Below are 14,034 nucleotides of genomic sequence, written 5' to 3'. Positions count from 1 at the left end.
CACACTATTTACGCGCCGAGAAAAGCAGGCCCAATCCCACGATAAAGAAAAAGGTATGGGGCAGCAGGGCTGCTATAATCGGTTCTATAGCCCCTTCCGCACCAAAAGGTTCAATTACTTTCATAAAAGCGAGATATAGAAAGCTGATCGTCAAACCGGCAGCGATATAAAATCCTTTGCCCCCTTTCCTGCGAACGGATGCAATCGAAAACCCAATAATAGATACGACAATTATAGATATCGGGTACGCCAAACGCCCATAGAACTGGATTTTTGGGAGACTGATGCCGGTAGCCCCACTACGCTGGAGCGATTCTATATAATCTTGAGCCTCGGGATAGGTGAGCTGGTAAATATCTGATGATGTGCGGGCCAGGTCTTGGGGATAGATGCTCAGTGAAACGATCATAGTATCTACGTGTTCATCCACATAGCCATTAGGCACGTATTGGCGCCTCCTTACATTCAGCATTCTCCACTGCTTCGTCTCAGGCATCCATTTCATGCGCGCAATATCCGCTGTTTCTACAACGCTGTCACCCTCGAATTTCGTGGTTTGGATACGGCGCGCCAGCGAGTCTTTGGGGCTATAGTACTGGAACTTATAGATATTATTTTCACTGTCCTGCCGGTATATCTGATCACTATCGACATTCTGATTCTTCGACTGCAGATATTTTTTTTCGAACTCTATACGCTGGGCATTGGAATTGGGAATAACAAAACCATCAAGATAGCTGATAATGCCCGCCATTAAAAGGCCAAATGCGAGGTAGGGTATGAGTAGTCGGTACAAACTTATGCCCGCGGCTTTCAGTGCCACAATTTCCAGGCGGTCGGCCATCTGTCCGGTGAGGTAGAGGCAGGCCACAAAAATGGCTACCGGTATGACAAGGCGCGTCATTTCCGGAATATAGTTAAGATAATATTGTCCGAAAATTTCCGCAAAAGTAGCCCCTTTGTCAGTAAAATCGTCACTGTTTTCGGAGAAGTCGATCACAATGAATATGAAGATCAACACTGCAAGTACGAAAACAGTGATTGTGAGTAGTCTCAGAAAAAGATATCGGTCTAGTTTATGAGTCACTCTTTTTCCACAGGTTTGAGATTTTGAAAGATGTGCAGAGTCGTACGACAAGATAGGTGCCTATTATGCCAAGAATGATGTTTGAAAACCACATTGCCCAAAAAGGAGTAATGAAGAGCCGGTCGGCCATTTTTTCTCCCTGGATTAGGCTAATCCAGTAAAACGTCAAAAACCCAGTGCCAAACAGCGCGGCATACCCGATATTTCCCTTCTTGGTAAACATACCGATAGGAGCACCAATCAATACAAAAATGAGGCACGCAAACGGAATGGAGAACTTCTTGTGCACTTCCACCAGGTACCGGGAAATGCGAGAATCTCTCCAGCTGACGTTTGTTTTAAGGTTCTCGACATTTGATTTGTATTTCCGCAGGTCAGAGATCGCCATTTCCGCCAGTCCAAGCTGGTTTTTCCTGTTTTTCATCAGGTTTACCGCCAGGTATTCACTTTTTACTTTGTCCACGGTATCAGCAACTCCCGTTCTGTTGGAGCTTACTTGCAACTGGTAGGTTTGCCGGGTTATCTCTGTGGTATCGGCCGGGGGGGTGAAACTGTTGTCCTGGTTAAAGGACTCTTCAATATGCGATTCTCGCTCTATACGCAGGGAATCGACCACGGCAAGCATGGCCTCGGCGCTCATCGTACGATCGTTCCGGGTCCGCTGGTCGGGGTTGGAACGCGAAAATGAAAGATCCGACAGGTCAAAACTGATTCTGTACCGGTCAAAATGAGTCTCCTCCGTCACCGGATCATATGAGCTGGTGCGGGTGAGGTTGCGCAGGGTGGAGCCATCAAACAAGTAGAGCGTAAGAAGCTGACCGTCCGCACTACTTTCAAGGTATCCGCGATCTGCCTTAATCACAGCTTCTTTCCGGTTTTTGTCGGAGTCGGGCTTTTGTATCAGCGTTACGTTGTAAAGGGAGTCGGTTTCATTATTAATATTCTTGACCAAAAAAATGTAGCCCTCAATTCCATCATAGAATTCATTTGGTTTTAGGTCAAAACCAGGCTTTTTTGTACGAATATCAATAAAAAGAGAGCGGGCGCGCTGGTTGGCATCTGGCAGCACGTAATTGGAAAACCACCCCAGGAAAATGCAAAGGAAGAAGGCGGAAATCAGCACCGGTTTGATCACATGAAACGGGTTAACTCCCGCGGCGCGCATTGCCGTCAGTTCGTTAAGTTCTGAAAACTTGCCGAATGCCATCAGGCAGGCTACCAACGTAGCCATTGGAGCGGCCAGCACAACCATGTAGGCCAGGTTAGTGATAATAAGCTCAATGATAATTCCCAATGGCAGTCCCTTTCCCACAAGCTTGTCGATATGCAGCATCAGGAACTGCATGAGCAGAAGGAACATCACGGTGAGAAAACAGAACACGAAAGGTCCTATATGACGCCGCAGAACATCTCGTTGTAATTTGTTAAATATGAGCTTCATACCTTACATTTTTGAATGATCTAAAATTAGGCCTATAATACCGTTTTGCCAAATGCGAATAGGTATACATCATCGTACGTGAGTATTTTAAAGAAAGACATTTAAATATTATTATCTCTAAACCCGTTGGCTAGATCAGTAACCCAATTACCAGAAAGGAGCCGTTTATATCTCATTTTTACTGCATTGAAAATAATAGGTTTTGCATTGTTTAAGGCAGAAAAAATTGAGGCGGTTACGTGCAGCACAATGTTTTTATTAAAAATTTAGTATCAGCTATAGTTTTACTGATTTTGTGGGGCTCCTCTTTTGTTACAGCTTTTTCGCAAGTTCAGACTGATAGCACCTCGTCAGCGTCGGCTGATACACTTCAACAGGACTCCCTGGGTATATTACGTACGCCACCAGTCGTTTCGTATCCCTATCCCGATGAGATTCCCAACATTTATTATATAAGATTGTCAGAAGAGCAAACCAGGGTAGCGCGTGATTCCTTGGGCAATTACGTCAGCCAGCGCAGGATTGGCGACATTGAAATCGCCCTGCCGTATGTGATGGACCAGGAAGAATATGCTGCCCGTACCATAGAGAACAGCAAACGAGAGAATTGGAAGACCCTGGTCCAGGAGTTCGAGTCGCAGCAGACCTCGCAACGGGGACTCCTGGATTTTAAAGTAGATATTCCCGGTGGCCAAGAGTCCACATTTACAACGATTTTCGGGAAGCCTGAGGTAAATCTGAAGGTCAACGGTACGGCGAATATGAACCTGGGAGCGACGATCCAGAAAACAGAGAATCCGCACATCCCCGAGGATCAGCAAACACAGATTGACCCCACATTTGAGCAGAGTCTTAAGCTGAATATCCAGGGTACTATCGGCGACAAGCTGTCGATCCAGACCGACTGGGATACCGAGCGAGAATTCGACTTTATGAACCGGCTTAATATCGTCTACCAGGGATATGAGGATGAGATTATACAACGACTCGAGATGGGGAACGTTTCCATGGAGACAGGCAACACGCTGATCCGGGGTGGAAGCTCTCTTTTTGGCGTCAAATCGGTGGCACAGTTGGGGGCGCTTGAAGTCACCTCTGTTCTTTCGCAGCAGGAGGGAGAAGGTAACACCCAAACCATTACCGGCGGAGCGCAGGAGCAGGATATTTCCATACGACCCGCCGACTACGAAAATGATACGCACTTTTTCCTCGATTTTTTCACTCGCCAGCAGTTTGAACAGAATATGTCGAATCCGCAACAGCTGGGGCAGGCACTGCAGCTTTCGGAGGTGAAAGTCTGGATTTTGCGTGAGTCGACGCAGTCGTTTGATGGTGAACGGCAGGCTATTGCGATGGTAGACCTGGGCGTGGTGCAAAACCCGGACAGCAGCTATGCTCCACCCAACGATGATCTCGACAGTTTTCCCGAAGACACCCTGGACCAGTACCGCGATCCGGCCGTGGGTGTTTCAGCAGCCGATTTTGGTGTTGAGCCTTCAGAGTTTGTCGAGGGTTATTTTATCCCGCTGCAGGAGGGAGCCGATTATGAGCTCAACCGTCCATTGGGTTACCTCTCATTGAAACGGAACCTGGGTTCCAGGCAGGCACTGGCTATCTCTTTTAAATATCTTAATCCCCAAACAGGAGAGACCGTAACGGTGGGGGATGTAAGCCAGGGTGGTGGAAACCGCATTTTTCTGAAATTAATCCGCCCGCAAAATGTCACCACCACCAACAGCGCATGGGACCTGATGATGAAGAATATCTATTCGCTGGGCGTCAGTAATGTCAGCCAGGATGGACTGGAAGTAGACATCAGTTATACCGAGCAGAACCTCCCGCAAAACACCTTGCCGGGGCGCAATACCATTATGTTGCGGGATCTCGGCCTCGATCGCGTGGATGCCCAGGGCGCCACCAATCCGGATAACCAGATCGACTTCAGCTCCGGTACGCTGAATCCTGTTTCCGGGACGATTATTTTTCCCTACCTGGAACCTTTTGGAGGACGAATAGCGTCAGTGCTTTCCCAGTCCTCTATTTCTCAGCCAGAGATTGATCGTCTGGCATTTAATGAGCTCTATTCCGAGAAGAAGGTGAACGCCAGCCAGAGCTCGAAGAACAATTTCTACCTGATCGACGGGACCTCGAAGGGAAGCGTGTCCGACAGCTACTCCCTCGGATTTTCACTTGTGGAAGGGTCAGTGAAAGTGTATGCCAACGGCCAAGAGCTGCAGGAGGGTACCGACTACACGGTCGATTATTCGATCGGGAATATCACCATTCTGAATGAGCGCTACCTGGCCAAGGGACAGGAGATCAAAATTGAATACGAGAACAATCAGTTTACCCAGATTGAGCGCAAAACATTCACCGGCGTTCGCGCGGAATATCATATAAACAGCGACATCACGCTGGGAAGTACCTATTTCAAGCTCAAGGAACGCCCACTGCAGGATAAAATCCGGATCGGGGATGCCCCCATCAACAACTCTGTGATCGGTTTTGACGCCAACGCTCGGTTTGATATGCCCTGGATGACACGTGCCATCGATCGGGTACCCCTGTTGCAGACCAAGACAGAGTCCAGCTTTTCCCTGAGTGGCGAGTTTGCACAGCTCCGGCCCGACGTCGTGCAAACCAATGCCGTAAGTGACGCGATCGAGGATAACGAGCTGTTCCAGGATGAGGAGAACGGGTTGGTATTTGTAGATGATTTCGAGGGCACCGACATCAGCTTAAGCTTCCTGAGACCCTCGCGATGGAGCCTTGCTGCGGCACCGGCAGCTATACCCGGCTATGCTCCCGATGAGCCTTACTTTGGGGAAACACCTCCACAAACCCCCAACGTCACGTTGAATGACAAGATTGCGCGTTCCGACCTGCGGGGGCAATTTGCCTGGTACACCATCCCCCAAAATATTGAAGATATTCTGGGTTCGGTAGAGCGGACGCCGGAATCGCGGCAGGTACAGGTTACCGACGTGTTTCCGAACCGGGATGTGCTTTCCGAGGAAAACTACATCAGCACCCTGGATGTCTTTTATGATCCCACAACACGGGGTCCATATAATTATAACACCGATATCCAGAATATCACAGAGAATGAGCCCAACCGTATGTGGGGCGGGATGACGACCACGCTGCCTTCTGGACAGGAGGATTTGACACAGAATAACATCGAATTCCTGGAGTTTTGGGTGCAATCGGTGCTGCCTGGCGGGCGCGACCCCAATGCCCCGGACCTGGAGGATTATGAAGGGACCATTTACATTGATGTTGGTATCGTTTCAGAGGATGTGGTTCCGAACTTTAAGTCGAACAGCGAGGATGGACTTGCCAAACGCCCGGATGACCTGCAGGAAGATATCCTGGGCGGCAATGCTCGTTCCTATATCCCGATACCACCACCGGCGCCGGAGGGCCAGTTTTCGAATGAAAACCGAAGCCTGGAGGACGTAGGGCTTGATGGTGCTCCCAACACGGAGGGAATTGATCGGAAAAATGAGCTGCAGCTATTCAACAGCTACCTGAATGAGATGCGTGCCATCTATGGTGCCGATTCCCAGGAATTTCAGCAAATAAGAAATGACCCCTCAAATGATGATTATGTGTACTACGGGCAGGACGAGGTCTCAGATGAGCCGCTGCACGTGCGTTTCCACCGGATGTATGGATATCATGAAGGTAATACGCCCCTCAACAGCCAGGATGACAAACGGGCCGTCACCAACCGCCCGGATGCAGAGGGATTAATTACGCCCTCCATCGTAGAGCAGAACAACGCCTATTTTCAATATGAGGTGCATTGGAACCCGGCGGACTTTGATGAGTTGGAGGTGGGAAATCCCGACAATTACATTGTGGACAAAGTGCCGGGCTCCAGCCAGGAGAACCGCTGGTACCAGGTGCGTATCCCGCTTAAGGACTATATTCGCAAAGTAGGAGGGATCAATAATTTCCAGAATATCTCCTACATCAGGGTTTGGTTTTCGGGGTATGAAAAGCCGTTTACTATGCGTTTTGCCACTTTCGAGCTGGTGGGTAGTCAATGGCGGCCAGCGGAAAATGTGGATCAAAACCAGACTTCACAGGCCGATCTTCGGATTTCATCCGTCAACATCGAGGAGAACAGCCGTCGCCGCCCGGTTCCGTATCGTATTCCCGAAGGAGCAATTCGTTCAAAAAATCGTAGTCAACAGCGCCAGACGGTAGCCAATGAGCAGTCCATTGTGCTGGAAACACAGAACCTGGGTCCCCAGGAGGTGAAGATGGTGAAGCGGGTCTACCCCGGCGGACTCAACATGGTTAATTATTCCAACCTGCGTATGTTTGTGCATGGAGAGGGATACGAAAACCGGGAAGATGCCCAGCTTGTGATGCGTTTTGGGACTGATTTGGTGAACAACTACTACGAGTACCGCCAGCCGATAACCCCCACCGATGATACATTTCCTTTTTCATCCAAACCACTTTCGGAGCTCACCGACGCCGAGCGCGAGCAGGAGTCGGAGGAGGTCTGGCTGAGTAATCAGAATAGCGTGAATATTGTATTGCGGGCGTTCAATGAGCTGAAACAGATCCGGGACCAGCAGGGTATGGATCCCTCAGAGGTATTTTCGCGTCCCGACCTGCTGCAAAATGCACCACCCGGCGCGGAAGTGGCGATCAAGGGAAATCCGTCGCTCGACCGGATCGGGGAGATCGGGATGGGGATACGCAATCCATTTGATCCCGAGAACCCGGATGTGGGGACCTCATCGCTGGATGCGGAGTTTTGGTTGAATGAACTTCGTGTTTCGGGCTTTGATAACCGCAAGGGATGGGCGGCCAATGCCAAAGCAGAGCTTCAACTGGCTGACCTGGCGACTGTCAACGCGAATGTGAACCGGGAAACGGATGGCTTTGGGTCGTTGAACTCCCGGTTGGGACAGCGGCGCGTATCGGATGTGTTGGCGTATGATCTCAATTCCACCTTTAATCTGCACAAGTTTATTCCCGATCGTTTTGGATGGAATATCCCAGTTACAGTGTCCACCCGTCGTTCTACCAGCACCCCGCGTTTCCTGCCCAACCAGGGTGACGTGCGTCTTTCTGAATTTGAGCAGGCTGTTCGCAACCGGGATGATATAAATGAGCAGGAGCAGGAGTCGATTATCAACCAAAAAATCAGGGAGAGCCAGACCGTTTCTGAGAGCTACTCCATCAACCTATCGAATGTGACCAAGCGGGAATCACAATCCAGGATCGCCCAATATACGCTCGATAATACCAACCTGAACTTTGTTTACAATACCACCGACCAGCGAAACCCGGAATACCGATTTCAAAATAACTGGAATTACAACGGCTCGATCCGGTATAACATTAACTTCAGGCAGACGAAGCTGTTTAGGCCATTTGGTTTCCTGGGAAGTGTACCGTTGCTCAGTTCACTGTCCGGGTTGCAACTCGGCTACACGCCCTCATCCCTCAATGCTTCAGCAGGCGTAGACCGGAACTATGATGAGCGGAGGCGTCGCGTGCTTGACGGCCAACAGAATGTACCGCTCCAGCAGAGTCATAATTTTTCCTACAACACCAACTTTGGCCTGGGTTATAATCTGACGCCTTCCATTCGCACCTCCTTCCAGTCTCGTACGGTGTTTGACCTCTCTTCTGCAGGGACGAGGCCCGCAATAAGCGACAACCCGGCCGACAGCAGCGCGTTTGATGTTCGCCCCACGTTTGATGTTTTTGAGGACCTGATTTTTGATACGCTCAGATCCCGCCGAAGCAATTATGAGGAGGCGTATTCTGCGGCATGGCAGCCCCGGCTCAGCTCTGTCGAAGCATTGAGCTGGACCAGTTATTCGGCAAACTACAACGGGGGGTACCAGTGGCGAAACAGCCCACAGGGATCGAACCTGGGAGCCACGCTAACCAACAATCTCAATGTTACCCAGAACCTGGAACTGGATATCCGCGACCTGCTAAACCGGATGGGATGGTACCAGCGGCTACATGAAGAGAACAGCAACACCGGTCCACCTCAGCAGGTGGGAGCTGAAGACGGAGAGGCCGAAAATGGATCTGGTGATGGGATAGGAGTTATCCTGAAAGAGGGCGCCCAGGCATTGCTGAGTTTTCAATCCATTGATATCTCCTTCAACAACACCAAACGATCACAACAGGCTGGGTACAGCGGCGATTCCCAGATATTTTACATGTTTAACACCGGGGGAGATGACTTTTCACCGCCGTTCTCATATCGTACAGGGTGGAGCGACCGCATCGGGGCCGGACAACTTGTAGGTAATCCCAGTGGAGACCAATCGATCCAGATACCATCGAATAAAAATTACACAGACGATATCACCGTCGGGACTCGGCTGACGCCATTTGAAAACTTTTCTATTGATTTGACCTGGAGTAGCAAGTGGGATGTTACCAGTACACGGACGCTCACCTTGCAGCCCGACCAGATGAGAACCTCTGTGCGAACGCGAAACGGGAATATCAATTCCAGTGTGTGGGCTTTCGGCGGTGGTTATGCAGATCTTTTCCACGCTCAGCTGGGGAGAGCGTTTGACGATATCAACGATCAAAATGACATTATTGCTGACAGTACCGGTAATGGAGATGGCAGTACCGTATTGGGCAAACTGTCACTGCAGGAGGACTTCCGGAAAGCATACCTGGGGATGGGGACCGGGGCCATTGGCAAGCGCGAATTTACGCCGTTCCCACAGCCGGGCTGGCGGGTCGTCTGGTCCGGATTTGAGAATATTTTCCCGTTTGTGGGGGAATGGATGTCGAGAGCGTCCATAAATCACAGCTATAGTGGCCAGTATCGCCTGGGTTGGGTTTTGAACTCCGGGAGTGGAGAGCTGCAGCCATTATCCCTGGGCGCCTATACCATCCGGGATTATCTGCCGGAATACGAGCCGACTTCGATTACTATAGAGAAAAAATTCAGCCCGTTGGTGGGGCTCAACATAACGTGGGATTCCAACCTGAGAACCAACCTGCAATATGATTGGAGCAAGATCACGAGCCTTGCCCTCTCCAACACCACCGTGACCGAGCGATTTTCACGAGGGTTTAAATTTTCATTCAGCTATACGGTGCGGGACTTTAAAATTCCCTTTTTCCCGCGTATTGAAAATGCCGTTGATTTTACCCTGAATACCAGCTACCTGGAAGATACCGAGCAAAAACTGGTTCTGAACTCCGATCTGGCCAATGCCCTGCAAGCCGATCACAATACGATCGTGAAAGACGTCGACAGCTACGATTTTCAACCCGGACCTATCACAGGACAGTCGCGCGTAAACGGATCAGCTATTGTGGGATACCAGTTCTCTCAAACCATCAAAGCCAATTTCGAATACACCTACAGCCGCCTGATTCCCAAATCCACCGGCGTCTACGCCCGCACCGATCACGACATCCGGTTTAACGTAGTGGTCTCGATCCGCTCGAATTAATCAAGCGTTAAACACTGGAGAACACAATGGAGTCACAGAGTTATTCCCTTTGGGTAGCTTTGTGTATCTTTTGTGACACTTTGTGCAATAGCTTCCGGTGGATCTCTGACTGCTCCTACTGAAAATCACATCGACCGCTCCTTGAAATGGGTATGCCCTTTTACATCAAACTTGGCGATGCCGTGATTAACCGTATCCAGTCCGAAGCGGTTGTTGAGGTAGTCTATCGCCTGGTACATCCGCTTCATTTTGGAATCTTCCTGGAAGAAAAGTTCTGTTTGGGTGGTCATATTCAGATCCGAAGTGCTAAGCATAATGGACCGGAATGTACGCCCGAACTTTTTATAGTGGAAAAGCATCGGTACGGCTTTTTCCAGGCAGTGGTGGATCACGTAGCTGTCCAGGTTCGTTTGGCCCGGCGCACGGAATGTAAATGAGAAGCCTTCTTTTTTAGCCCCCTGGAAGCCAACCGTTCCCACGAATTTATCTGATTTTTTTCCGTAGCCTCGCAGTCGATAGCATACCTGTTTGGCTGCCTTGGCAAATTCTCCCGCCACTTTCCAGGGATCGTCGGTCCATGTAGAAAAAGTATGCCCATAGCCCACGCGTTCAGGTACATATTCCGTTTCATCCATCACAATGGCCTTATCCTTTCCGGCGGCCGTCATCCACAACATTTTACCAAAATAATCCCCAAAAATTTTCTGGAATTTGGGATATCCTCCCTCAATAGCATCTTTGATTGTCCGCAGTCCCTGAAGCTTTAGTTTGGTATAGCGTCGTCGACCGATCCCCCAAACATTGTCGAGATTAAGAGGCCATATTTTTTCTTGGATATCAGCCTCTTCAGTTAGAACTGTAAGACCATCCGGTTTATGCATTTCTGAGGCTATTTTGGCGTACGTTTTGGATATTGATATACCCAGACTACCTATAAGTTGCGTTTCCTCGCGGACCGCTTCTTTAATATCCCAGCCCAGCTCGACAAGCTCCTCATAGCTGGCATCTTTCTTCCAGGTGATATCCATAAAAAATTCGTCCAGGCTATAGGCTTCCACATCTGATGAAAAGTTGTCCAGCACTACCTTTATACGCTTGCTGTAGGCGCGATATTTTTCATAATCTACCTGCTTAAACACCACGTAAGGGCACAGCTTATACGCCTCAAGGGCACTCATACCAGTTTTTACTCCCCACTTCCGGGCTTCATAAGAACTGGTGGCTACAATCCCTTTTACCGTCCCATCTGTTTTGCGCCATCCGCCCACCACCACCGGCATACAGTGAAGATTGTAACACAACTGTTCCACCTGCGCATAGAAGGCATTCATATCTACATGCACGTATAGCCTGGGTTTGGAACTGGCATGCTGCATATCGGCCGCAATGGTCTGGTAGCGCGTGATATTATGCACGTTTTTGCGGAGCTGGTAACGACCCGGTGCTGGCAGTTCGGGAAGTGGGGATAGTGGAGTAGAATTCATCTTGACAGTCATCTGGGTTTGCTATAATTTAACACATGTACATTTGTACATAAATGTATGAAGCCAACGGGAATAATCAAACTGGTTCCCAAAAATTTTGTGGATTTATTGAATAATCGGTTTTAAAGGTAAAGGAGGGTAAAAATGAGTGAGAATGGACAGGGGCAATCGAATGAGCAGAAAAAGGAACCGGAACCGCTGATTGTCATCACAACGGTAGCTTCGTTTGCAGATAAGAAGCGCGGCATCAATCATCGGCTGCAGCCGATCCGGATTTTGCGGAAAAACGGGCAGCGTCACCGTGTGCGGGAGGTTCGTAAATGGCACGATGAGCCTGTAGGGCACGGTCACAAGCATGTGCATGTCACGCTCGTCACTGAAGATGACCGCTACCTGGATATCGTATTTGACACTCGAAAGATCGGCTGGTTTCTGGTTTACGAAGAATCGGGGATGGTTTTGGATTAAGATTTTTAACATAGTGGAGAATTCAAAGGGATAAAGGGTGTTCAGCTCCAAATTTAATTGCCCGGGGAACCCACCCCGCATTCTGCTTCTGGACGAATCAGATTGGTCCCCTCCCAAGAGGGGAATTGTATATTGCTCAATAGAAAATTAAGATATATTTCTTTATCATTAGCTCGGATTTCTCACCAAGAAATTTTTCTCTCAGTAAGGAAATTTCGCAGCATTTTACACCCGTTATAATTAAGCCTACCTCAAACAGCTGAATCCTATCTTTATAAAAGAAAGGATTCAAAGTATTAGCTCGGCCTTCCAAGTCCAGAAAATCCCTGCACTCAGATCTCACATAAGCGAATAAAGAGGAAAAGCAAAGCTCTGATTAGTGGCAACCAGTGAGAATATCTGGGATTTTTTGGTTCGTTTTTTCTTCACTAAAAAAATGAACATACTGACTTGGGAGAAAAGCTTTAGCCTGTGTTCCAGGCTACCAGATCACCAAAAAATTACTCCAAATGCACGAAATTTACCCGGGAACCAAGAAAAGCCCTGCACTTGGTTGACAAATAGAAGTCATAACATTATTGAGTGTCAGAACCAGCCATAGATTTAAAATGGCGACTTAAACAATCCGTGTTCATTCAAATGACCCACATATTTTCCCAAAATCCGGACCTCCTCGGATTCACCTGGTTCCAGAATGATATCGTCGTATTCCGGGTTGGCAGGCTTCAGGCGTAACCTGTTCTGTTCCTTATACACTTTCTTTAGTGTAGTCTCGCCATTGTAGAGCACCGCACCTACCTCGCCACTGCGCAGTTCCGTTTTGGAAAGCAGCACGTAGTCACCGTCGGTGATATCGAGTTCTTTCATGCTCATTCCCTTAACGCGTAGGGCAAACACATTGTCCACGTTGGGAAATAGGTGGTCAAAGGTGAGCTCGCCGAGGTCCGATTCCACCGCCTCCTGCATAGCTCCAGCCGTAATTTCTCCCAATACCGGGATTACAGCATTGTTGTCATTGCCCCCGGGCCAAACGTCCACAGGAGAAGAAAAGATGTAATTGCCGCTTTCATCTTTTTTTAAAAAACCCTCTGCAACCAGTGCCTGGTGATACTGTACCGAGCTGTTGGCGGATTTGAGTCCGTTAAGCTTGGCCGCCTCGCGGTGAGTAGGCATCCGCAGGTGCCGCCGGAAAAAGGAGAGGAGATTGTCGTAAAATTGCTGACGCTTTTTAGTGAGTGCCATATTTTATGTAATTTTGTACATAAAATAAATGTTGGGTTGATAAAATCAAAAAAAGTGTCTTGATTGAGTTTTCAGGAGAAACGACGAAATATTATTTCAAAAAACTTAAACCCAACAATTAACCATCATGAGTGCTATGAAAGGCAAATCCATATTTATTATCCCAATTTTGTTCCTCGTTCTTTTTACTGACATCAATGCTCAATCGAGCACCTCATCTTTAGATATTTCAAAACCACCGACGGGAGAGCTTTCGGAGGGGCAATTAACAGTGATAGCGAACGATATACGACGCTTGGAATCGCATCCCTTGGCTCATGACGCAAAGCAAGCAAGAGCACATTTATTTAAATGGATTTCAGGTTCTCCGGATATCCATGTGCAAATCTGTTCTGGTATAATAGGTCCACTGCTTGAATCAGAAAGTAAATATCAAGGGGAACTTTTAATGCAATTTTTGCTCTCCGGTGCTGCCTACGCAATAGAGAATCCCAAACAGAGGGACAATAAAACGGCAATTGCAGAGAATGGAATAATCGGGGCTTTAAATACATATAATATTTTTAAAGAAATAGAGGGTGAGCCTGTAAGAGATGACTTTATGGAAAGGATGACTGATCTGAGAAAACAAGATAAGCTCCGCCAATATGTTGAAGAAGGTGTGAAAAGTTGCCAGTAAATATGGGAGACTACCTTTCCAGGACCTAAGATTATCACTAGTGTCATTACCACTTAATTCGTGAGGTACTCTTTTCCATAGGTCCAGTTGAATGGTTTTGCGTTCTTCTGGTTATAGTCTTTGATGTAGCTCATGAGTTGATCGACCAGCTGCTGCCGGGAGTG

At 48.4% G+C, this 14,034-nt stretch carries 7 protein-coding genes; 3 read left to right on the top strand and 4 right to left on the bottom strand.

All coding sequences use genetic code 11. The features are described from left to right. Positions 1 to 4: 4 nt before the first annotated feature. Both NC796_RS03980 and NC796_RS03975 read right to left on the bottom strand, forming a co-directional pair. Positions 5 to 1,087, bottom strand: a complete 1,083-nt coding sequence (locus NC796_RS03980; protein WP_310682326.1) for an LptF/LptG family permease — start codon at positions 1,085 to 1,087, stop codon at positions 5 to 7. Continuing rightward, on the bottom strand, positions 1,077 to 2,528 hold the full coding sequence (locus tag NC796_RS03975; protein WP_310682324.1) for an LptF/LptG family permease: 1,452 nt from the start codon (positions 2,526 to 2,528) through the stop codon (positions 1,077 to 1,079). The genes NC796_RS03980 and NC796_RS03975 overlap by 11 nt, the downstream gene beginning before the upstream one ends. Positions 2,529 to 2,821: 293 nt before the next feature. Between NC796_RS03975 and sprA the strand changes: the two genes are divergently transcribed. After that, entirely contained in the window at positions 2,822 to 9,997 is a 7,176-nt protein-coding gene (sprA, locus tag NC796_RS03970) for a cell surface protein SprA (RefSeq protein ID WP_310682322.1), read from the top strand. 125 nt (positions 9,998 to 10,122) lie between these two features. Here the strand turns inward: sprA and NC796_RS03965 are convergent, their stop codons facing one another. After that, positions 10,123 to 11,481: a DNA polymerase IV gene (locus NC796_RS03965; RefSeq protein ID WP_310682321.1), complete on the bottom strand. Its 1,359-nt coding sequence runs from the start codon at positions 11,479 to 11,481 to the stop codon at positions 10,123 to 10,125. Positions 11,482 to 11,625: 144 nt separating this feature from the next. On the opposite strand from NC796_RS03965, the gene NC796_RS03960 reads away from it, so the two are divergent. Beyond that, positions 11,626 to 11,949, top strand: a complete 324-nt coding sequence (locus NC796_RS03960; RefSeq protein WP_310682319.1) for a hypothetical protein — start codon at positions 11,626 to 11,628, stop codon at positions 11,947 to 11,949. 603 nt (positions 11,950 to 12,552) lie between these two features. Here NC796_RS03960 and NC796_RS03955 read toward each other — a convergent pair. Further along, on the bottom strand, positions 12,553 to 13,191 hold the full coding sequence (locus NC796_RS03955; RefSeq protein ID WP_310682317.1) for a S24 family peptidase: 639 nt from the start codon (positions 13,189 to 13,191) through the stop codon (positions 12,553 to 12,555). A gap of 127 nt (positions 13,192 to 13,318) precedes the next feature. Between NC796_RS03955 and NC796_RS03950 the strand changes: the two genes are divergently transcribed. After that, positions 13,319 to 13,870: a hypothetical protein gene (locus tag NC796_RS03950; protein WP_310682315.1), complete on the top strand. Its 552-nt coding sequence runs from the start codon at positions 13,319 to 13,321 to the stop codon at positions 13,868 to 13,870. Positions 13,871 to 14,034: the final 164 nt, after the last annotated feature.

The sequence above is a fragment of the Aliifodinibius sp. S!AR15-10 genome (genome assembly GCF_031569985.1).
Taxonomy (GTDB): Bacteria; Bacteroidota; Rhodothermia; order Balneolales; family Balneolaceae; genus JAMQKA01.
This window is presented reverse-complemented; position numbering and strand designations above follow the sequence as displayed.